The sequence below is a fragment of the Streptomyces sp. TE5632 genome, assembly GCF_054061295.1.
The window spans coordinates 2,983,457-3,004,509 of record NZ_JBSSEA010000003.1 but is presented as its reverse complement, the minus strand read 5'-3'; the positions used below and the strand labels follow the sequence as shown (position 1 = coordinate 3,004,509).

Annotated in this window: 21 protein-coding genes and 1 pseudogene; 7 read left to right on the top strand and 15 right to left on the bottom strand. The window is 72.7% G+C overall.

From position 1 onward, the window contains the following. Positions 1–414 precede the first annotated feature (414 nt). Complete coding sequence (locus tag ACVW19_RS18955; RefSeq protein ID WP_457460531.1) at positions 415–1,089, top strand: SCO3374 family protein; 675 nt, start codon at positions 415–417, stop codon at positions 1,087–1,089. Here the strand turns inward: ACVW19_RS18955 and ACVW19_RS18950 are convergent. The 10 genes from ACVW19_RS18950 to ACVW19_RS18905 form a co-directional block, all read right to left on the bottom strand. Continuing rightward, the gene (locus ACVW19_RS18950; RefSeq protein ID WP_202281346.1) at positions 1,068–1,403 is read right to left on the bottom strand and encodes a histone-like nucleoid-structuring protein Lsr2; all 336 of its coding nucleotides are present in this window, start codon (positions 1,401–1,403) and stop codon (positions 1,068–1,070) included. The genes ACVW19_RS18955 and ACVW19_RS18950 overlap by 22 nt on opposite strands. A 287-nt stretch (positions 1,404–1,690) precedes the next feature. Continuing rightward, positions 1,691–2,224, bottom strand: a complete 534-nt coding sequence (locus ACVW19_RS18945) for an amino-acid N-acetyltransferase (protein WP_457460530.1) — start codon at positions 2,222–2,224, stop codon at positions 1,691–1,693. 9 nt (positions 2,225–2,233) lie between these two features. Further along, positions 2,234–2,671, bottom strand: a complete 438-nt coding sequence (locus ACVW19_RS18940; protein WP_457464674.1) for a BlaI/MecI/CopY family transcriptional regulator — start codon at positions 2,669–2,671, stop codon at positions 2,234–2,236. Positions 2,672–2,836: 165 nt separating this feature from the next. Further along, the gene (locus tag ACVW19_RS18935; RefSeq protein WP_457460529.1) at positions 2,837–3,016 is read right to left on the bottom strand and encodes a hypothetical protein; all 180 of its coding nucleotides are present in this window, start codon (positions 3,014–3,016) and stop codon (positions 2,837–2,839) included. Between the two features lie 64 nt (positions 3,017–3,080). Further along, complete coding sequence (locus tag ACVW19_RS18930) at positions 3,081–3,773, bottom strand: hypothetical protein (protein ID WP_457464673.1); 693 nt, start codon at positions 3,771–3,773, stop codon at positions 3,081–3,083. Positions 3,774–3,896: 123 nt separating this feature from the next. Next, complete coding sequence (locus tag ACVW19_RS18925; protein WP_457460528.1) at positions 3,897–4,694, bottom strand: type III pantothenate kinase; 798 nt, start codon at positions 4,692–4,694, stop codon at positions 3,897–3,899. A gap of 9 nt (positions 4,695–4,703) precedes the next feature. Beyond that, complete coding sequence (gene nadC, locus ACVW19_RS18920) at positions 4,704–5,717, bottom strand: carboxylating nicotinate-nucleotide diphosphorylase (protein ID WP_457460527.1); 1,014 nt, start codon at positions 5,715–5,717, stop codon at positions 4,704–4,706. A gap of 5 nt (positions 5,718–5,722) precedes the next feature. Then, complete coding sequence (locus ACVW19_RS18915; RefSeq protein ID WP_457460526.1) at positions 5,723–7,498, bottom strand: L-aspartate oxidase; 1,776 nt, start codon at positions 7,496–7,498, stop codon at positions 5,723–5,725. Continuing rightward, a complete protein-coding gene (panC, locus tag ACVW19_RS18910; RefSeq protein ID WP_457460525.1) occupies positions 7,495–8,490 on the bottom strand; it encodes a pantoate--beta-alanine ligase in 996 nt (331 codons plus the stop codon). Before panC ends, ACVW19_RS18915 begins: the two co-directional genes overlap by 4 nt. Further along, complete coding sequence (locus tag ACVW19_RS18905; RefSeq protein WP_457460524.1) at positions 8,487–9,452, bottom strand: Rossmann-like and DUF2520 domain-containing protein; 966 nt, start codon at positions 9,450–9,452, stop codon at positions 8,487–8,489. The genes panC and ACVW19_RS18905 overlap by 4 nt, the downstream gene beginning before the upstream one ends. Positions 9,453–9,645: 193 nt before the next feature. On the opposite strand from ACVW19_RS18905, the gene ACVW19_RS18900 reads away from it, so the two are divergent. After that, complete coding sequence (locus tag ACVW19_RS18900) at positions 9,646–10,893, top strand: threonine aldolase family protein (protein ID WP_457460523.1); 1,248 nt, start codon at positions 9,646–9,648, stop codon at positions 10,891–10,893. A 23-nt stretch (positions 10,894–10,916) separates the two neighbouring features. Here ACVW19_RS18900 and ACVW19_RS18895 read toward each other — a convergent pair whose 3' ends face one another. From ACVW19_RS18895 to ACVW19_RS18885, 3 genes are all read right to left on the bottom strand, one after another. Then, the gene (locus tag ACVW19_RS18895) at positions 10,917–11,549 is read right to left on the bottom strand and encodes an AAA family ATPase (RefSeq protein ID WP_457460522.1); all 633 of its coding nucleotides are present in this window, start codon (positions 11,547–11,549) and stop codon (positions 10,917–10,919) included. 31 nt (positions 11,550–11,580) lie between these two features. Next, a complete protein-coding gene (locus ACVW19_RS18890) occupies positions 11,581–12,252 on the bottom strand; it encodes a response regulator (RefSeq protein WP_457460521.1) in 672 nt (223 codons plus the stop codon). 73 nt (positions 12,253–12,325) lie between these two features. Then, positions 12,326–13,528 carry a sensor histidine kinase gene (locus tag ACVW19_RS18885; RefSeq protein ID WP_457460520.1) on the bottom strand — a complete coding sequence of 401 codons (1,203 nt, stop codon included), beginning with the start codon at positions 13,526–13,528 and terminating at the stop codon, positions 12,326–12,328. Positions 13,529–13,675: 147 nt separating this feature from the next. Here ACVW19_RS18885 and ACVW19_RS18880 point away from each other — a divergent pair. Beyond that, positions 13,676–14,681: pseudogene (locus tag ACVW19_RS18880) on the top strand (SAM-dependent methyltransferase). Between the two features lie 47 nt (positions 14,682–14,728). Here the strand turns inward: ACVW19_RS18880 and ACVW19_RS18875 are convergent. Continuing rightward, positions 14,729–15,880 (bottom strand): NADH-quinone oxidoreductase subunit D, encoded by a 1,152-nt coding sequence (locus tag ACVW19_RS18875; RefSeq protein ID WP_457460519.1) that lies wholly within the window; start codon positions 15,878–15,880, stop codon positions 14,729–14,731. Positions 15,881–15,943: 63 nt separating this feature from the next. On the opposite strand from ACVW19_RS18875, the gene ACVW19_RS18870 reads away from it, so the two are divergent. Together ACVW19_RS18870 and ACVW19_RS18865 are read left to right on the top strand one after the other, a co-directional pair. Then, positions 15,944–16,465, top strand: a complete 522-nt coding sequence (locus ACVW19_RS18870; RefSeq protein WP_457460518.1) for a PH domain-containing protein — start codon at positions 15,944–15,946, stop codon at positions 16,463–16,465. After that, complete coding sequence (locus ACVW19_RS18865) at positions 16,462–17,796, top strand: PH domain-containing protein (protein WP_457460517.1); 1,335 nt, start codon at positions 16,462–16,464, stop codon at positions 17,794–17,796. Before ACVW19_RS18870 ends, ACVW19_RS18865 begins: the two co-directional genes overlap by 4 nt. Before the next feature lie 38 nt (positions 17,797–17,834). On the opposite strand, the gene ACVW19_RS18860 is transcribed toward ACVW19_RS18865, so the two are convergent. Continuing rightward, complete coding sequence (locus ACVW19_RS18860; RefSeq protein ID WP_457460516.1) at positions 17,835–19,154, bottom strand: hypothetical protein; 1,320 nt, start codon at positions 19,152–19,154, stop codon at positions 17,835–17,837. A gap of 330 nt (positions 19,155–19,484) precedes the next feature. On the opposite strand from ACVW19_RS18860, the gene folP reads away from it, so the two are divergent. Further along, a complete protein-coding gene (gene folP / locus ACVW19_RS18855; RefSeq protein WP_457460515.1) occupies positions 19,485–20,399 on the top strand; it encodes a dihydropteroate synthase in 915 nt (304 codons plus the stop codon). Continuing rightward, positions 20,396–20,926 carry a nuclear transport factor 2 family protein gene (locus ACVW19_RS18850; RefSeq protein WP_457460514.1) on the top strand — a complete coding sequence of 177 codons (531 nt, stop codon included), beginning with the start codon at positions 20,396–20,398 and terminating at the stop codon, positions 20,924–20,926. Before folP ends, ACVW19_RS18850 begins: the two co-directional genes overlap by 4 nt. Positions 20,927–21,053: the final 127 nt, after the last annotated feature.

The window sequence follows — 21,053 nt, the reverse complement described above, 5'->3', positions numbered from 1 at the left end:
GAGCGGTCAGGCAGTGGGGGGAACTTCCCCTCCCTGTCCTTCCGCAGCTTAGTCCCGCAAGCGGGGACCGCTCATTCCAACTGCCGACACCCTCGATGGCCTCCTGACCCCGAACGCCGACATATGCTCCAACCCGATGGTGCGAGACGATGTTCCCGCAGGCCAGGTAGTTACCCCCATCTCCAGTACGCCCATGGCGAACGGAATACGTCCCCGTCCTGCGTGTCGCCCCCTCCCACTAGGGATGTCTTACCCGCTGCCACCGACAATCCATGCCGAGTGCACGGGTTCCCTCCGCTACGGGCGAACAACCTTGCAGCTCCCCGCAGCCCCTCGCGCCCCCTGTTCGACACTCTGTGCGCATGCGTATACACCCAGCGTAACCCGAACGGCCTTCCGGCGGTTGCACTTGGCATGGTCGGCCCGAGCGAGCCAGACGAACCGATCGAACCAGTCGAACCGAACGATCCGGTTCGGCACTGGTACGAGAACGAACAGGGCTGGCCGACGGTGCCCGGGGAGCCGGTGCGTCTGTCGGTGGGAGTGCGCTTCGACGTCCTGGACGTACCCGCCGAGGCGGGACACGCGGCACTGGAGCGCCTGCGGGGTGACGGGCGGGCGGGGCGGCGGCCAGGACCGGCGGCCACGGGGTTTCCGGTGGCCCTGCAGCGCGGCCGGATGCTGCTGCTGGTGGCCGCGGGCAGCGCGGAGGAACTGCCGGGACTGCTCGACTGGCTGGAGTGGGGCACGCTGGCCCTCGATCTCGCCGCGATCGGCGCGGGCGGTCTCATCGACGCTCCGCCGCCCCCTGCGGCCGGCCTCGGTGCTCTCCGGCCGCCTGCGGGCCGCGCCGGTTCACAGGGGGCCGCCGTCTGGCTGCGACCCCCCGGGCCGGGGCACGAGGTCGAGGCCTCGCTGCCGACGCTGTCGGCGACGGGGGGCCGGGACGGCGCCCCCGATCTCGTACGACTGGTGAGCACGGTGGCCACTCAGTGCCACCGCGTTCGACTGCTGCGCGCCGGCGACCGGCCGTCGGCCGACATGCGCGAGGCCGGTCGAACCGACGCTCAGCCGTTCGCCCGCTCGTAGGCCTCGCGAATGGCCGCGGGAACACGGCCGCGGTCGTTGACCTCGTGACCGTTCGCCTTCGCCCAGGCGCGGATCGCCGCGGTGTCCTGGTTGCCGCCGGAAGAAGCGCGGGCCTTTCCGCGACCACCCGAAGCACGGCCTCCCGTACGACGGCCGCCCTTCACGTAAGGCTCGAGAAGGCCGCGGAGCTTGTCCGCATTGGCGGTGGTGAGATCGATCTCGTATGTCTTGCCGTCCAACGCGAACGTCACGGTCTCGTCCGCCTCGCCGCCGTCGAGGTCGTCGACAAGAAGGACCTGAACCTTCTGTGCCACCGGATTTCCTTTCATCGACAACTTGAGGACCGGGATGTACCGGCATCCGCCGTATCGCCGTCCCCTTGTTATATGAACTACTGCAGTACCTCGGAAAGCAAACCGCTTTTGACGAAAAAACACAAACCCCGGGGAGAGGGCCGCCACCCTCCCTCAGCCCGAAAACGTGCGCGTTTCGGACATAGGGAACGAGGGCAAGGACGCGATGCGGAATATGTCTTGGCGTTGCGCGCGGGCCCTCCGCCGCATGGCATCGGGCACGGAACACGGGTACGGAACGGCGACGATCACAGATGCAGAAGCATCCGGCTGTTGCCCAGGGTGTTCGGTTTCACTCGTTCGAGACCCAGGAACTCCGCGACTCCCTCGTCATAGGAACGCAGCAGCTCGGCGTACACATCGGTGTCGACCGGTGTCTCACCGATCTCCACGAAGCCGTGCCTGCCGAAGAACTCGACTTCGAAGGTCAGACAGAAAACCCGGCGAACACCGAGCCAGCGGGCGGTCTGCAGCAACTTCTCCAGCAAGTGGTGGCCCACACCGGCGCCCTTCAGACCGGGCTTCACGGCGAGAGTACGGACTTCCGCGAGGTCTTCCCACATCACATGCAGCGCGCCGCAGCCGACCACCTCGGCGTTGTCGTCCCGTTCCGCGATCCAGAACTCCTGGATCGCCTCGTAAAGCGTCACCGTTGCTTTGTCGAGCAGGATGCCCTTGCGGACGTAGGCGTCCAGGAGGCGGCGCACGGCCGGGACATCGCTGGTGCGGGCCCGGCGGACGGTGATGGCTTTCGCGGTGGCATCGGGGCTGTCTGCTGACATGAGCGGACGCTATCGCCCGCCGCGGCCCTCTGCGGAGGCGGGGTTCTCGCCCGGAGGTTCCGCCGGGCCGGGTTGTCGAGCAGATCCGGGTTGTTCGGTCGGGCGGGGTTGTTCCGTCGTTTCCGGCAGCCCGACAACGCGTACCGCGTCCGTGAGGGACTGACGCTGTTCCTCGCTCATCATGCCGAAGAAGGCGACGAGTGCGGCGGCGGCGTTGTCACTCTGCGACCACGCCTCGTTCATCAGCGCGGCGGCATAGGCGGCGCGGGTGGAGACCGCCTCATATCGATAGGCCCGGCCTTCCGCCTCACGGCGCACCCAGCCCTTCTGATGGAGATTGTCCAGAACGGTCATCACCGTGGTGTACGCGATGGACCGTTCCTTCTGCAGATCTTCCAGGACTTCCCGAACGGTCACCGGGCGGTTCCACTTCCACACCCGCGTCATGACCGCGTCTTCGAGTTCTCCCAATGGGCGAGGCACAACTGCACAGTAGTGGGAAATACCGCCTGCTGCGCACCGAACGTGCTCGAACATCGGCGAACGCGAACAAAAAGGGCGCGCGAGCCGTGCTCGACCACGCCCGAGCCGCACGCCCGGACCGGCTCCCGGTCAGCCGTCGGCCCCGGCGGAGGACTGCCGGGCGCCCTCCGCGCGGGCGAGGGCCGCGTCCACGGCGGCGTCCTCCTTGGCCTTGTTGGCGCCGCCCTGGGTTTTCACGATCACCCGGATCACAGCGATGAAGAGGGCGGCCATGACGGCCGAGGGCAGCAACGCGGCGACGTATTCCATGGGTCCAGGGTAGCCAGGGCGCGACGGACGGCCGGGCCGGGGTGTGCGCGGTGCGGCGGGTTTTTCAGCCCGCGGCCAGCCTCCGGCCCGACGGGGGCGGAGCCGGCTTGCGGCGGGGGAAGACCTCGCCCGGGGTGGGAAAGGGGCGGCCGGGCTTCGGCGCACCGGGGGCGGGAGCCGGGTTCGGCGCGGGCTCGGGCCGCGGGGCGGACGGCTCGCGCTCCGGCTTCTTCTCGGTCCTCTCGGTCCTCTCGGCCCTCTCGGGCTTCTCCGGCTTCTCCGAGCCCTCGGCACCCTCGGCGTCCTGAGCCTGGCCGCCCGGCAGGGCGAGAAGCCGGGTGCGGGAGACCGGGACGCCGGGCAGGGGGGCGGCGGCAGGGACCGCACGGCCGGCGAGGCGGGCGCGTACGTCCTGCTCGGCGAGGAGCCGGCAGCGGTCCAGGAGGGCGGCGGCGGTGGGGTTGCCGCGCAGCGCCCGGAGCGCGGCGAGGTCGTCGGGGTCGGGGCGGTATCCGGCGCCCAGCGCCTCCTCCAGGAGCGCGAGGTAGCCGGCGGCGGTGCCGGGGAGGGCGGCGCGGTAGCGGCCGAGGTCGGCCACCAGGAAGGCGCGCAGCCTGGTGTACTCCCGCATCGCCTCGTCGAGGGAGTCGGCGAGGCGGAGGCAGTCCTGGACGTCTTCGGCCGAGGCGGACGTGGGGTGCAGGGCGAGGGCGAGGGCACGGCGGAGCACACGCAGCTCCTCCGCGCCGAACACCATGCCGCCGCGCGTTCCGTAGGGCGTGGGCATGCCGTGACGATACGCGCTAATCAGACAAACCTCGCATAGCGAATGGGTGTGGCGTGGGGCGTCCACCCAGGTGGAAGGCGTCCGCCCGCTCCCTCACATCCGCGACACGTTCCGTTCGTAGACCAGGCGCAGGCCGATGAGGGTCAGCCAGGGCTCGTGCTCGTCGATGACCGCGCTCTCGCCCAGGACCATCGGCGCCAGTCCGCCCGTCGCGATGACGGTCACCTGGTCGGGGTCGTCGGAGAGCTCGCGGGCCATCCGGCGGGCCACGCCGTCCACCTGGCCGGCGAAGCCGTAGACGATGCCGGACTGCATCGCCTCGACCGTGTTCTTGCCGATCACGCTCCGGGGCCGCGCCACCTCGATCTTGCGCAGCTGCGCGGCCCTTACCCCGAGGGCCTCCACCGAGATCTCGATGCCGGGCGCGATGACCCCGCCGACGTACTCCCCGCGCACCGAGATCGCGTCGAAGGTGGTGGCGGTGCCGAAATCGACGACGATCGCCGGACCGCCGTAGAGCTCGTTCGCCGCGACCGCGTTGATGATGCGGTCGGCGCCGACCTCCTTGGGGTTGTCGAACTGGATCGGCACGCCCGTCTTCACGCCCGGCTCGACCAGCACCGCGGGCACGTCTCCGTAGTAGCGGCGGGTCACCTCACGGAGTTCCTGCAGGACGGAGGGGACCGTCGCGCAGATGGCGATGCCGTCGATGCCGTCACCCAGTTCGTCGCCGAGCAGGGGGTGCATGCCCATCAGGCCCTGGAGCAGGACCGCGAACTCGTCGGCCGTACGGCGCGGGTCGGTGGAGATCCGCCAGTGTTCGACGATGTCCTCGCCGTCGAACAGCCCCAGGACGGTGTGGGTGTTGCCCACGTCGATCGTCAGCAGCATGGCCGGCCCCTACTCCGCTTCCCGCAGGTCCAGGCCGATGTCCAGGATCGGCGAGGAGTGGGTGAGGGCTCCCACGGCGAGGTAGTCGACTCCCGTGTCGGCGTACGCCTTGGCGTTGCCGAGGGTGAGCCGGCCGGACGCCTCCAGCGCGGCCCGGCCGGCGACGACGGCCACGGCCTCCTCGCACTCACCGGGCGTGAAGTTGTCCAGCAGGATCAGGTCGGCGCCGGCGTCCACGACCTCACGGAGCTGGTGCAGGGTGTCGACCTCGACCTCGATCGGTACGTCGGGGAAGCGCTCCCGGACCGCCTGGAATGCCTGGGCGACACCGCCCGCGGCGATGACGTGGTTGTCCTTGACCAGGGCCGCGTCGGAGAGCGACATGCGGTGGTTGACGCCGCCGCCGCAGCGCACGGCGAACTTCTCCAGGGAGCGCAGGCCCGGGGTGGTCTTGCGGGTGTCGCGGACCTCGGCCCGGGTGCCCTCCAGGACGTCCGCCCACGCGCGCGTGGCCGTCGCGACGCCCGACAGACGGCACAGGAGGTTCAGGGCACTGCGCTCCGCCGTGAGGAGGTCCCGGGTGCGGGCGGTGACGGAGAGCAGCTTGTCGCCGGCCTCCACCCGGTCGCCGTCCTCCACGTGCCGTTCGACCTCGAACTCCGCCGTGCAGACCACCGACATGACGGCCTCGGCGATCCTCAGGCCCGCCACGACGCCCGCTTCCCGCGCGGTGAAGTCGGCGGTGGCGACGGCGTCCTCCGGGATGGTCGCGACCGTCGTCACGTCCACGCCGCCCGCCAGGTCCTCCTGGATGGCGACCTGGGCGATGTCCTCGACCTCCACCGGGTCCAGACCGGCGTCGGCCAGGAGCTGGGCGAGCGCGGGGTCGAGGCCGCACTCCGTGTAGTCGTCGTAGCCGTCGTAGCCGTCGTAGCCGTCGTGGGCTTCGTCGGAGTCCGCGCCGCAGGCGCAGCCGTCGCCGCAGCCACCGGACGGGACGAGGGGAAGATCTGGGGTGGTCACGGCAGTCACTGCTCCTGGGGGGCCTGGAGGGGGAGGGTCGGGGGGAAGTCTGTGGCGTCGGTGGTGTGCGCCGCCAGCGTGCGGTCCGGATTCAGCCGTACGACGATGTGCCGGCGCCAGGCGGTGTCGTCGCGCTCGGGCCGGTCCTCGCGCCAGTGGCAGCCGCGGGTCTCCTCGCGCTGCCGCGCGGCGGCGACCAGGACGCGGGCCACGCACAGGAGGTTGGTGACCTCCCAGGTGTCGACGCCGGGCTCGGCGGTCTTGCCGTTCTCGTCGAGGGCGTCGCGGGCGTCGGCGTGCAGCCGCTGGAGCCCGTCGGCGGCCCGGGCGAGCGAGTCGGCGGAGCGCAGCACACCGGCTCCCCGGGTCATGATCCGCTGGATGGTGGAGCGGGCCTCCGGGGGGAGCAGGGGGTGCCCGGGTCGGTCGGCCTGCGGGAGGGGCTGGGGCACGCGCGCGCGGAGGGTGTTCCCGGTCCGGCTCGCGGCGATGTCGGCGGCGATGCGCTCGGCGTAGACCAGGCCCTCCAGGAGGGAGTTGGAGGCGAGCCGGTTGGCGCCGTGCACGCCGGTGCAGGCGACCTCCCCGCACGCGTACAGACCGGGGACGGTGGTGCGGCCCCGGGAGTCGGTGCGGACGCCGCCGGAGGCGTAGTGGGCGGCCGGGGCGACCGGGACGGGCTCGGTGACCGGGTCGATGCCGTGGGCGCGGCAGGCCGCGAGGATCGTCGGGAAGCGGTGCTCCCACATCTCGGCGCCGAAGTGGCGGGCGTCGAGGTACATGTGCTCGGCGTTCCGCTCCCGCATCCGGCGCATGATGCCCTTGGCGACGATGTCGCGCGGGGCGAGCTCGGCGAGCTCGTGCTGCCCCACCATGAAGCGCACGCCGTCGGCGTCGACCAGGTGGGCGCCCTCGCCGCGTACCGCCTCGGAGACCAGGGGCTGCTGGCCCTCCGCGTCGGGGCCGAGGAACAGGACGGTCGGGTGGAACTGGACGAACTCGAGGTCGCTGACCTCGGCGCCCGCGCGCAGGGCCAGCGCCACACCGTCGCCGGTGGAGACGGAGGGGTTCGTGGTCGCGCTGAACACCTGGCCCATGCCGCCGGTCGCGAGCACCACCGCGGGGGCGTGCACGGCCCCCACGCCGTCGTGCTGGCCCTCCCCCATGACGTGCAGGGTCACACCCGCGGTGCGGCCCTCGGCGTCCGTCAGCAGGTCCAGGACGAGCGCGTTCTCGATGGTGCGCATTCCCGCCCGTCGCCCACCACCGCCCTTGCCCGAGAGCGCTTCGCGCTCGCCCCTCCCGACCGTACGTACGGCCTCCACCAGCGCGCGGGAGATCTCCGCGCCGGTTGCGTCCCCGCCCGCGTGCGCGATGCGCCGGCGGTGGTGACCGCCCTCACGGGTCAGTTCCAGGCCGCCCTCGGAGGACTCGTCGAAGTGGGCGCCGGTGGCGATGAGCCGGCGTACGGCGTCGGGGCCCTCGGTGACGAGGATGCGGACCGCTTCCTCGTCGCACAGGCCCGCGCCGGCCACCAGGGTGTCGTCCCGGTGCTGCTCGGGGGTGTCCCCCTCGCCGAGGGCCGCGGCGATGCCGCCCTGGGCCCAGCGGGTGGAGCCGTCGTCGAGCCGGGCCTTGGTGACGACGACGGTGGCCAGCCCGGCGGCCTCGCAGCGCAGCGCCGCGGTCAGTCCGGCGACACCGGAGCCGACGACCACGACGTCCGCGTCGATGGACCACCCGGGCGCGGGCGCGTGCAGTCGTATGCCGGTGCTGGTCACGAGGCGGCTCCGAGAGTGCCGAAGGTCAGGGGGACGTTGTCGATCAGGCGGGTCGTCCCGACCCGGGCGGCCACGGCGAGGACGGCTTCGCCGGCGAAGCCGTCGCCGATCTCGGTGAAGTCCGAGGGGTCGACCAGGGCCAGGTAGTCCAGGGTGAGCGGCGGGGTGAGGCGGGCGGCCCCGTCGAGGACCTGGCGGGCGGCGGCACGGACGGCCGCCGGGCCGGCCGCCGTGGCGACGGCGTGCGCGTCGGCCGCCGCGCGGGACTCGCCCAGCGCGCTGAGCGCCTCGGCACGCGCGCGCGTGGAGGGCACCTCGCGGGCCCGCGCGCGCAGCGCCTCCTGCGCGGCGTGCCGGTCCCGGCCGGCGAACAGCGCGCCGGACAGTGCGAGGGCGGTGCGCCGCTCCGCGGCGGAGAGATAGCGGTTGCGGCTGGACAGGGCCAGTCCGTCGTCCTCGCGGACGGTGGGGACTCCGACGATGTCGACGCCGAAGTTCAGGTCGCGCACCATGCGGCGGATCAGGGCGAGCTGCTGGGCGTCCTTCTGGCCGTACAGGGCGACGTCGGGGCGCGTGAGGTGCAGCAGTTTGGCGACGACGGTGAGCATGCCGTCGAAGTGACCGGGGCGGGCGGCGCCTTCCAGGCGTTCGCCCATGGGGCCGGCGCTGATCCGGACCTGGGGCTCGCCGCCCGGGTAGACCTCGTCGGCCGACGGGGCGAAGACGACGTCGGCGCCCGCCCGTCCGGCGACGTCGAGATCGGCGTCCAGGGTGCGCGGGTACCGGTCGAGGTCCTCGCCCTCGCCGAACTGCAGCGGGTTGACGAAGACGGTGACCACCACCTCGCCGTCGGCGCCCGCGATGTCGCGTGCGGCGCGGATCAGGGTGGCGTGGCCCTCGTGCAGGGCGCCCATGGTCATCACCACGGCGCGGCGGCCCGTACGCGCGCGGGCGTGCAGTTCACCGGCGGTGCGCAGCAGGGTGGTGGTCATCGGGATTCCCCTTCGCCTTCGCCTTCACCGGAGGCGCCCGTGTCGCCGGAGGCGCCCGTGGTCCCGCCGGCGAGTACCCCGAGCAGGTCCTCGGCGAGCTCCGGCTTCAGCAGGCCGTGGGCGAGGGCGCGGTCCGCGGTCGCGCGGGCCATCGCCAGATAGCCGGCGACGGCCTGCGGGGCGTGCCGCCGCAACTCGGCGACGTGCGCGGAGACGGTGCCGGCGTCACCGCGCGCGACGGGGCCGGTGAGGGCCGCGTCGCCGGAGCGCAGGGCGTTGTCCAGGGCCGCGCCGAGCAGCGGGCCGAGCATCCGGTCGGGTGCCCCGACCCCGGCGGTGCGCAGCAGTTCCAGGGACTGCGCGACCAGGGTGACCAGGTGGTTGGCGCCCAGGGCGAGGGCCGCGTGGTAGAGCGGGCGGTTCTCCTCGGCGATCCACTCCGGCTCGCCGCCCATCTCGATCACCAGCGCCTCGGCGGCCAGCCGCAGCTCCTCGGGCGCCGTCACGCCGAAGGAACACCCGGCGAGCCGCTGCACGTCCACGGGGGTCCCGGTGAACGTCATCGCCGGGTGCAGGGCCAGCGGCAGCGCCCCGGCCCGCAGGGCGGGGTCCAGCACCTTCGCGCCGTACCGCCCGGAGGTGTGCACGAGGAGTTGCCCCGGCCGTACCGCACCCGTCCCGGCGAGCCCGGAGACCAGTTCGGGCAGCGCGTCGTCCGGGACGGTCAGCAGCACCAGCTCGGCCCGCTCCAGCACCTCGGCGGGCGGGACCACCGGTACGCCGGGGAGCAGTTGCTCGGCGCGTCTCCTGGACGCGGCGGAGACGGCGGAGACGGCCACCGGGCGGTGTCCGGCGAGTTGGAGGGACGCGGCCAGGGCCGGGCCCACCCGCCCGGCGCCGACGACGCCGACGGTGAGCCGCGCGGGGCGGTCCCTGGGATCCGGCTGTGGGGCTGTGTTCACGCGACGGCGGCCTTCCCGTTCCAGTCCGCTCGGGGTACCGGACGATTTCTCGTCATGCTAACGCGATCGGTTCCCCGGGTGTTCGGCCGCGCCGTCGCCGTTGTGCACTCTGTGCCCGCTTCGTGGCGCCGTCGTGTGCGGAACGCGGAACGCGGAACGGAAACTCTGCTGCCCTCGCTCCCCCGCGCGGGGGATGATCCCGGGCATGGGTGACACGGCGGGGAACGGCACGGCGGGACAGGACGAGCGGCGCACCGGCAGGGAACGGAGAGCCGAACCCGGCGGGGAGCCGCACCGCGAGCTCCGCGAACGGCGGGTCGCCGCCTACCGCGGTGCCCCGCGCGTCCTCGCCCGCCCCGGGTTCCTGGGCACGCTCCGGGAACGGCTGGCGCTGCTGGCGGAGGCGGACGGCCGGTACGACCTGGACGAGGCGTCCGACCTGTACGGCGACGGTGTCGTCGAGGCGCTGGAGGAGCGGGTCGCCGGGCTCCTCGGCACCGAGGCCGCCGCGTTCTTCCCGACCGGCACGATGGCCCAGCAGGTGGGGCTGCGCTGCTGGGCGGGCCGTACCGGCAACCCCGTCGTCGCCCTGCACGGGCTCAGCCACCCCGAGGTCCACGAGCGGAACGCGTTCAGCCGGGTCGCCGGGTTGCGTCCGGTGCGGGTGACGAGCGAGCCCCGGACGCCGACCGCAGCCGAGGTGCGGGACTTCGAGGAGCCCTTCGGCGCGCTGATGCTGGAGCTCCCCCTCCGGGACGCCGGTTTCCTGCTGCCCACCTGGGAGGAGCTCACCGAAGTGGTGGACGCCGCGCGGGAACGCGAGGCCGTGGTGCACTTCGACGGGGCCCGGCTGTGGGAGTGCGCCGTCCACTTCGGCCGGCCACTGGACGAGATCGCCGGCCTGGCGGACAGCGTCTACGTGTCGTTCTACAAGTCGCTCGACGGCTTCGGCGGCGCGGCCCTCGCCGGTCCCAGGGCGCTGGTGGCGGAGGCGAAGGCCTGGCGGCACCGGTACGGCGGCACCGCCTTCCAGCAGTTCCCGACCGCGTTGTCGGCCCTGATCGGCCTGGAGCGGGAGCTGCCCCGGCTGCCGGAGTACGTCACCCACGCGCGCGTGGTGGCCGCCGCGCTGCGCGAGGGCCTGGCCACGGCAGGGGTGCCGTGGACACGCGTCCATCCCGAGGTGCCGCACACCCACGACTTCCAGGTGTGGCTGCCGTACGACGCGGAGACCCTCGCACAGGCGGCGGTCCGCACGGCCGAGGAGACGGGGACCATGCTGTTCGCCAACGGCTGGGAGCAGCGGGGCCCCGGCCTGGCGCTCACCGAGGTGTACGTGCGGGCGGCCGGCCTGGAGTGGACCCCCGACGACGTGCGGACGGCGGCCGCGGACTTCGTGAACCGGCTGACGGCGACGACGACGGGGACGGCCGGGCGGTAGCGCCCGTGGCGTCAGCGGGAGCCTCAGTCGAAGCGGATGTGCCGGAGTCCGACGCGCGCCTGCCGCAGCCGGGTGCGCAGCGGGCCCTCACGGTTGGGGCGCAGCTCCAGCCCCGCCAGTACGGCGATGCGGTCCGCCGTCTTCGGCACGGTGGTGCGGTCCGTCCACAGATGCTCGGCGAACTCCGGTTCGGCGAGCCGCTCCAGACAGTGGTCGAGCTGCTGCACGGCCCAACTCTCGCGGCGCAGAAAGGCGTTCTTCCCGGTGGCGGAGCGCAGCAGGCGTCCGAGGCCGCGTTCGCGCAGCCGCCTCAGCACCGTCTCCCGTTCGGCGAGGAGGGCGAAGTGGTTTACGTCGTGGCCGAGTTCGCGCAGCCGGCCGACCGTCTCGGCGAAGTGGCCGGAGTCCGTGACCGTCATCGGCGCGATCACGACGCCGTCGTGCCGGGTCAGGACGAGGTCGAGGACCTCGACGACGCCCTGCCGCCAGGAGGGCAGATCCCGGAAGTCTCCCCGCAGTTCGGGCGGCAGCATGCGGCGCAGCCCGAATCCGGCGTGCTCCGGGTCGCAGATGACGCTGCTCGGGAGACGACGGTGTATCTCGTACGCGGTTTGTGTCTTACCGCCCCCGAAAGGGCCGTTGATCCACAGCAGCATGCGCCGACCCTACCGACGCCGGGGCCCCCGGTCAGCCGTGTCCGCCGGCCCGTACCAGTCCCGTCTCGTAGGCGAGGACCACCACCTGCACCCGGTCCCGCAGCCCCAGCTTGGTCAGGATGCGGCCCACGTGCGTCTTCACCGTCGCCTCCGACAGCACCAGCCGGGCCGCGATCTCGCCGTTGGACAGGCCCTGCGCGACCAGCACCATGACCTCCCGCTCCCGCTCGGTGAGCCGCTCCAGCGCCTTGTGCCGGGGCTGCTCGGCGGTGGTCGGCAGCATGGGGGCGAAGCGGTCCAGGAGCCGGCGGGTGGTGGACGGCGCGACCACGGCGTCACCACTGTGCACCGCGCGGATGGCGGCGAGCAGTTCGCCGGGGGGCACGTCCTTGAGCATGAAGCCGGAGGCGCCCGCTTTCAGCCCGGAGAAGGCGTACTCGTCGAGGTCGAAGGTGGTCAGGATCAGCACCTTCGGCGGGTCCGTGTCCGCGCAGATCCGGCGGGTCGTCTCCACCCCGTCCAGCTTCGGCATCCGGACGTCCATGAGCACCACGTCGACGGGGGTGGCACGCAGCACCTGGAGGGCCTCCACGCCGTCGCCCGCCTCCGCCACGACCTCCATGTCCGGCTGGGCGTCGAGCACCATCCGGAACCCGGTGCGCAGCAGCACCTGGTCGTCGACGAGCATCACGCGGATCGCCATCGGGTCCTCTTCCAGTCCGGTTCCAGGCCAGTGTTACAGGTGTCAACGAAGGGCGTACGCAAGCGTCCGGGTGTCAGGGGCCGGGTTTGAGCGGCAGCAGAACACTGATGCGGAATCCTCCGCCCGGCCGCGGACCCGCGTCCAGGGTGCCGCCGACCATACCGACCCGCTCGCGCATGCCGATCAGACCGTGGCCCTGGCCGTCGAACCCGCCCTCCTCGTACAGCTCGTGCGGGGCGCCCTTGCCGTCGTCCTCGACCAGCAGGCCGAGACCGTCGTCGAAGTACACCAGGCGCACACTGGCGCCCGTGTTGGGCCCGCCGTGCTTGCGGGTGTTGGTGAGCGCCTCCTGCACGATGCGGTACGCGGTGAGTTCGACGCCGCTGGGCAGCGGGCGCGGGGTGCCCTCGACCTTGAAGTCCACCGGCAGTCCGGCCTCCCGGCACTGCGCGACGAGGTCCTCGATCTGCTGCACGTCGGGCTGCGGCACGTACTCGCCGGCCTCCTCGTGCTCGCCGGTGCGCAGCACGCCGAGCAGGCGGCGCATCTCGGCGAGGGCCTGGCGGCCGGTGGAGGAGATGGTCTCCAGGGCCTTCTTCGCCTGGTCGGGCGCGGCGTCGAGGACGTAGGCGGCGCCGTCGGCCTGGACCACCATCACCGACACGTTGTGGGCGACGACGTCGTGCAGTTCACGCGCTATGCGGGCGCGTTCGGCGGCGACCGCGACCTTGGCCTGCGCCTCGCGCTCCTTCTCCAGCCGGGCGGCGCGCTCCTCCAGCTGGGCGAAGTAGGCACGCCGGGTGCGCATGGAGTCGCCGAGCACCCAGGCGAGGGCGAAGGGCACGGTCTGGAATATCACCATGGCGATGTTGCCCGCCACGCTCACGTCCTCGAACGGCCAGCGCGCCTGCGCCACGGGAGCCGCGCACAGGCCGGCGGCCAGCGCCAGCCGGGAGGCCCAGCGGGCGCCGACGGCGGCGACCGTGTAGACGATCACCAGCAGGGCGAAGTCGGCGGGTGCCGTCGCCACGTTCAGGACCACCTGGAGCAGGCCCACCACGACGGCCAGGACCAGCATCCGCTCCGGCATCCGGCGGCGCAGCGCGACGACCAGCGACAGCAGCAGCATGAGCGGTACGGCCAGGGCCTTCGGCGGGGTCCCGTGGCCCTCCTCGACGGGCGCTCCGCTGAACAACGAAATCCCGAACAGGACCACGGCCCAGAAGCCGTCGACCCATGTCGGGTGTCTGCGGAGAAAATCATAGAGGCGCTGCACGTGACCCAGCGTAGGGAAGCAGAATGCGTGCAGGGGTCAACCGGAGGGCCGATCCCCGATCGGCACGCGTACTCCGCAAGGTGGAGGCCCGGCATATCCGCGCGCTTAACCTGGCTCCGTGACAGCGACGACGAGCGGGGGGCGCCGGTGACGGCGGGGGCGGAAGGCGGTTGGCGCGGTTGGGGGGCGGCGGCCCGGACCGCCCTGTACGGGCCGGAAGGCTTCTACCGTCGGCCGGAGGGCCCCGCCGGGCACTTCCGTACGTCGGTGCACGCCTCACCGCTGTTCGCGGGGGCCGTGGCCCGGCTGCTGTGCCGGGTCGACGAGGCGCTGGGGCGGCCCGCGGCGCTCGACTTCGTGGACATGGGGGCGGGCCGGGGCGAACTGGTCACGGGCGTACTCGCCGCACTGCCCGCCGAGGTGGCGGCGCGCGTGCGTGCGTACGCCGTCGAACTCGCCGGCCGTCCCGACGGACTCGACCGCGGCATCGAGTGGCGGACCGAGCCCCCGGAAACGGATCACCGGACTGCTGTTCGCCAACGAGTGGCTGGACAACGTGCCCCTGGAGGTCGCCGAGGTGGACCCGGCGGGCATCCCACGCCTGGTGCTGGTGCGGGAGGACGGCACGGAACGGCTCGGGGCGCCGGTCACGGGCCCGGAGGCCGAGTGGCTGGCCCGGTGGTGGCCGTTGCCGGCCGGGGAGGGGCTGCGGGCGGAGATCGGGCTGTCCCGGGACGTGGCGTGGGCGTCGGCGGTCGGGACGCTCGAGCGGGGGCTCGCCGTCGCCGTGGACTACGCGCACTCGGCGGACGCGCGCCCGCCGTTCGGAACCCTCACGGGCTTTTGGGGAGGGCGGGAGACGACGCCCGTACCGGACGGGTCGTGCGACATCACCGCGCACGTCGCCCTCGACTCCTGCGCGGCGGCCTGCGCGCTCCCCGGTGCCCGCCTGCTCCCTCAGCGGGCGGCCCTGCGCTCCCTGGGCCTCACCGGCGCGCGCCCCCCGCTCACACTGGCGTCCGCCGACCCCGCCGGCTACGTACGCGCCCTCGCGGGCGCCTCCCAGGCCGCCGAACTCATCGCGACGGGCGGGCTCGGCGACTTCGGGTGGCTGCTGCAGCCCGTGGGCATCCCGGACGTCCTCGCGGACTGACCCCTGCGTGTCAGCTGCTTGCCGGTTACTTGCCGGTTACTTGCCGGTTACTTGTCGATGTCGCCCACCACGAAGAACATCGACCCCAGGATCGCCACCATGTCCGAGACCAGCGTCCCCGGCAGCAGTTCGGTGAGCGCCTGGATGTTGTTGTACGACGCCGAGCGCAGCTTCAGCCGGTACGGCGTCTTCTCACCCTTGCTGACCAGGTAGTACCCGTTGATGCCGAGCGGGTTCTCGGTCCACGCGTAGGTGTGCCCCTCGGGAGCCTTGAGGACCTTCGGGAGCCGCTGGTTGACCGGTCCCGGCGGCAGGTCGGCGAGCCGGTCGAGGCAGGCGGCGGCGAGGTCGAGGGAGTTGTACGTCTGCTCCAGGAGGCACTCGAAGCGGGCGAGGCAGTCGCCCTCCTCGCGGGTCACGACCTTCAGGACGTCACCCAGTTCGCCGTAGGCGAGATACGGCTCGTCGCGGCGCAGGTCGAAGTCGACGCCCGAGGCACGGGCGATCGGCCCGCTCACGCCGTACGCGTGCACGACGTCCGCGGAGAGGACGCCCACCCCGCGGGTGCGGCCCCGGAAGATCTCGTTGCCGAGCACCAGGTCGTCGAAGCGGTCCATGCGGGAGCGCACGTCGGCGACCGCGGCTCGCGCGCGCGTGGTCCATCCCGCCGGAAGGTCCTCCTTGAGGCCGCCCACACGGTTGAACATGTAGTGCATGCGGCCGCCGGAGACCTCCTCCATGACGTGCTGGAGCTCCTCGCGCTCGTGGAAGGCGTAGAAGATCGGCGTGATGCCGCCGAGCTCCAGCGGATAGGAACCGAGGAACATCAGGTGGTTGAGCACCCGGTTCAGCTCCGCGAGCAGCGTGCGCAGCCACACCGCGCGCTCGGGGACCTCCATGCCGAGCATCCGCTCCACCCCGAGGACCACGCCCAGCTCGTTGGAGAACGCCGACAGCCAGTCGTGACGGTTGGCCAGCATGATGATCTGGCGGTAGTCACGCGCCTCGAACAGCTTCTCCGCGCCCCGGTGCATATAGCCGATCACGGGCTCCGCGTGGTTGATGAGCTCGCCGTCCAGGACGAGCTTCAGCCGCAGCACGCCGTGCGTGGACGGATGCTGGGGCCCGATGTTGAGCACCATGTCGGTGCTCTCCGCGGCGCCGCCGATGCCGACCGTGGTCTCCGTCGTAGGAGTCATGACCACAGTCTCCCCCACACACGCAGGGGCCCGCGCACGCCGGGGCCTCCGTACGCTGGGGCCATGGAGACGGGGAACCCGCACGACACGGGGACAGCGGTGGAGCCGGTGGGCCCCGGCGACGGACCGCGGTGGATCGCGCTGCCACCGGGGCTGTTGAAGCTGCGCCGGCTGATGCTCGTGGTGTGGCTGGGGTTGCTCGCCCTGGCCGCCGGGCTGGTCCCGGGACTGCTGGCCGGGCCCGGCTGGGCCGGCTTCGCCGTGCTGCCGCTGGCCGTGCTGGCCTGGGGCTGGGTGATGCTGGAGCGCAACTGGCGCTCCTGGCGGTACGCCGAGCGCGCCGACGACCTGCTGATCAGCCGGGGCGTCCTGTGGCGCCAGGAGACGATCGTGCCGTACGGGCGGATGCAGCTGGTGGAGGTCACCTCCGGTCCCGTCGAACGGCACTTCGGGCTGGCCAGCGTGCAGCTGCACACGGCGGCCGCGGCGACCGACGCCACCATCCCCGGCCTCGACCCGGCCGAGGCCGAACGGCTGCGCGACCGGCTCACGGAGCTGGGCGAGGCCCGATCGGCGGGGCTGTGACGGCCCCGGAGGTCCACGAGGACGTACGTGAGCGGCGCCCGGTGATCGAGCGCCGGCTGCACCCCGTCACGCCGCTCAGGCGGGCGTGGGCGCCCATAGCGGTCGTCATCGGGTGGGCGCTGCACGACCCGGACCAGGCGCAGCGTCAGCTGACCCGGCTGACCACGACGACCCTGCTGATCGGCCTCGGCGTCCTCATCCCGGCCGCCGCCCTCTACGGCTTCCTGACCTGGTGGTTCACCCATTTCGCGGTGACCGACAGCGAACTGCGCATCCGCACCGGGCTGTTGTTCCGCCGCACCGCGCACATCCGGCTGGAGCGGATCCAGGCCATCGACGTCACCCAGCCGCTGCTCGCGCGGATCGCGGGTGTGTCGAAACTCAGACTCGACGTCATCGGCACCGACAAAAAGGACGAACTGGCCTTCCTGGGTGCCGACCACGCCCGCGCGCTGCGCGCCGAACTGCTCGCGCGGGCAGCGGGTTTCGCACCCGAGACGGCGCACGAGGTGGGCGAGGCGCCGTCCCGGCAGCTGTTGCGCGTGCCGCCCGGCGTCCTCGCCCTCTCCCTCGTACTGACCGGCGGGACCTGGGTCTGGCTGATCGCCGCCCTCGTCGTGGTGCCGCTGCTGTGGATGGCCACCCACAACCTGTGGACGCTCCTCGCCGCCGCCGTACCGCTGTTCGGCGCGGCGGGTGCGAGCAGCGTCGGCCGGTTCGTCACCGAGTACGACTGGACCCTGGGAGAGTCGCCCGACGGACTGCGGATCGACCACGGGCTGCTGGACCGGGCGCACGAGACGGTGCCGCCGGGACGGGTGCAGACCGTGCGGATCGTGGAGCCGCTGCTGTGGCGGCGACGGGGCTGGGTGCGGGTCGAACTCGACGTGGCCGGCTCGTCCAACTCCCTGCTGCTGCCGGTCGCTCCGCGCGAGATCGCCGAGTCCGTCGTCGCGCGCGTGCTCCCCGGCGTCCATGTGCCGTCGCACGCGGAACTGTCCCGGCCGCCGCGGCGCGCCCGGTGGTGCGTGCCGGTGTGGTGGCGCGGCTACGGGCTCGCCGTCACCGACACCGTGTTCGCCGCGCGGCACGGCCTGCTGAACCGGACCGTCGCCCTGGTGCCGCACGCCAAGGTGCAGAGCGTGCGGCTGGTCCAGGGGCCCTGGCAGCGCGCCCGGGGCGTCGCGGACGTCCATGTGGACACCGGGGCCGACAAGTCCGTGACGGCCCGGCTCCGGGACGCCGACGAGGCGGCGGAGCTGCTGCGGGCCCAGGCGGAGCGTTCCCGGACCGGCCGCAGGGACGCCCGCCCGGACCGCTGGATGGCCTGACTCCGGAACCCCCGAACCCCGGAAACGCGTGTGGTGCTTCAGGAGACCGCGCTGCGCAGTCCCTTGGCGCCGGCCGCGGCGGCTGTGCCGTCCGGGTCGACCGCACCGTCCGGGCCGGCCTCTTCCGGCTCGTCGTGCGCCGTCAGATCGATGACCTGGCTGACGGCCCGTGCGTCCTCGCCGGCCGGCTTGGACTCGGCGTCGTCCTCGGTCTTGCGCAGAGCCAGGGCCTCCTGTCCGACGACATCGGCGAGGTCCTCGTTCTGGACGTTCTCCCGGCCTGGCTCCTCGTCCTTCTGCGTACCGAAGAAGTCGAACCCGCCGTCGGTCACCGGACGCCGGACGGGCTCCGTCGGCGGTACGACCGCGACCGCGGTCGGCACGGTGAAGTGCCCGGAGGGCCGCACCGAGCGGCCGGGCGGGGCCGACTGCTCGGGCTGGGACGGCTCCTCGGGCGCGGTGCCGGTGTCGGTGCCCGGGCCGGAGGAGGCCGCGCGCCCGTGCTCGCCGACCGTTCCCGGCTGCCCCTCCGCCCCGTCCTTCTGCGGCTGCTCCGGCTTCCGCTTCCTCGCGGGCTCGGGGCCGTCGTCCTCGGGGGAGTCGTCCTCGGAGACGTCGTCCCCGGAGGCGTCGTCCCCGGGAGTGTCGTGGTGCTCCTCCCGCGCGTCGTCGCCGAGCCGGGCCAGCGCCGCCTCGGCCCGCAGGAACAGCTTGGAGCCCTCGGGTGAGAAGACCGAAGGAACCGTCGGCTCGGCCTCGACCGCTTCCGCCCCGGTCGTTTCCTCCACCGCGGCCCCGCCCGCGATTCCGTCCTCGCTCCTGGCAGCAGGCACGGACGCCGTCCCGGCGGTCTCGTCCCCGGACCGCGCCGAAGGACCCGCCGGCAACGCACGGGCCGGGACCGCCGCCTCTATCTCGAGCACCCGGCGCTCCTCCAGAACGCTCGCCCGCTCGGTCTCCGCGGCGGCGTACCGCCGGAGCAGTGCCGCGTGCTCGTTGCGCAGCCCGGCCAGCTCCGCGCGTTTGGCGCGCAGCCGCTGCTCCAGCTTGACGCGCAGTTCGCGCGACTCTTCGAGATCGGCCTCCAGTTCGGCGACCCGCTCCTCGAACCGCCACTCGTCACCGGCCCGCGCGCGCGTGAGGTCGGCGACCTGCTTGCCGGCCAGGACGTCCCAGTGCCGCATGACCACCGCACCGATGATCGCCGTGACCGCCGCGGCGGCGGCCAGGAGGCGAAGCGTCATCGGTTGCGTGAACACCCAGGGCCCCAGGGCACAGACGAAGGAGACGCCTGCGATCGCCGACGGGGGCAGCATCCTGTGCAGGGGCGGGGAATGGCGGTGACGTCCACGTGGCATGGCCAGAAACTTACCGCGCGTAGGCGAATGATGGAGCCCCGCCCCGTAAAAACAAAGCCACGCCGAGGCTTTCACAGGACGTCAGGGAACTCCGCCGAAGCGTGAATAGACCCGGCGCGCGAATATGCAAGATCATTTTCATGGCGAGGGGTGGGTTACCGCTTTCCGGGAAGACCGACGAGAGCCACTGAGGAAGTATCGGACGGGGGTACGGCCCCCACTCCCCTCCGGGTCTTCCGGGTCTTCCGGATCTTTCGGGTCCAGGTCCCCAGAGTCCAGGTCCCCAGGGTCCGGGTCTCCCGGGCCGCACCCGGGGCATACGCTGAACATATGAGCAGCAGCAGCGGACATCTCCACGTCGCGGGCCTTCCCCACTGGGACCGCTGCGCGGTCATGGGCGTGGTGAACGTGACCCCCGACTCCTTCTCCGACGGTGGCCGCTGGTTCGACACGACGACCGCCGTCAAACGCGGCCTCGACCTGGTTGCCCAGGGCGCCGACCTGATAGACGTCGGCGGCGAGTCCACCCGTCCCGGCGCCACCCGCGTCGACGAGGCCGAGGAACTCAAGCGCGTCATCCCGGTGGTCCGCGGCCTCGCCGCCGAGGGCGTCACGATCTCCGTCGACACCATGCGCGCCTCCGTCGCCGAACAGTCCCTCGTGGCCGGCGCCACGCTCGTCAACGACGTGAGCGGCGGTCTCGCCGACCCCGACATGCTCCGCGTCGTCGCCGCCGCCGGCGCCCCCTTCGTCGTCATGCACTGGCGCGGCCTGCTGGAGGGCGGCAACGTCAAGGGCGCGTACGACGACATCGTCACCGAGGTCGTCGACGAGCTCCACACGCGCGTGGCGGCGGTGCTGGAGGGCGGCATCGCGGCCGACCGTGTGATCGTCGACCCCGGACTCGGCTTCTCCAAGGACACCGACCACGACCTCGCCCTCCTCGCCCGGCTCGACCGCCTGCGGGCACTCGGTCACCCACTGCTCGTGGCCGCGTCCCGCAAGCGGTTCCTCGGCCAGGTCCTGGCCGGACCCGACGGCACGCCCCCGCCCGCCCGGGAGCGTGACGCGGCCACCGCCGCCGTCTCCGCCCTCGCCGCGCAGGGCGGCGCCTGGGCGGTCCGCGTGCACGAGGTGCGCGCCACCGCGGACGCCGTACGGGTCGTACGCGCCGTCGAACAGGCGCGCACCCCGGACGGCACGCGCCCCGGACCCGCCCCGCACGGTGCGGAAGGAGCCCGGTGAGCGCGCCTCACACCGACGTCGAGCAGGTCGAGGCCACCAACACCGCCTTCTACGAGGCACTCGAACAGGGTGACTTCGAAGAGGTGGCGTCGCTCTGGCTCACCCCGGCCGACCTGGGCGTCGACGAGACCTACCACGACCCGGCGGACACCGGGGTGGTCTCCTGCGTGCACCCCGGCTGGCCGGTGCTCACCGGCCGCGGCGAGGTACTCCGGTCGTACGCCCTGATCATGGCGAACACCGACTACATCCAGTTCTTCCTCACCGACGTGCACGTCTCCGTCACCGGCGACACCGCCCTGGTGACCTGCACCGAGAACATCCTCAGCGGCGGTCCCGCGCCGAAGGCGGGCGAGGAGCTCGGCCCCCTGGTCGGCCAGCTGGTCGTCGCCACCAACATCTACCGACGTACCCCCGCGGGCTGGAAGCTCTGGTCCCACCACGCCTCCCCCGTCCTCGCCGAGAACGGCGAGGACGAGCCCCCCGACGACACCGACACCCCCGACGACACCGGCTCCCCCGCCTGAGGCCCGCCCGGGGAAAACGCAGGGTGAATCCTTTCGTACCGGTCCGGAGCGGCGCCCCCTCGGGGCCGGTCCTGTCGGTGCCCGCGGGTAGATTCGACCGAGGCAGAGGGTGCCGCCCGCACGGCAC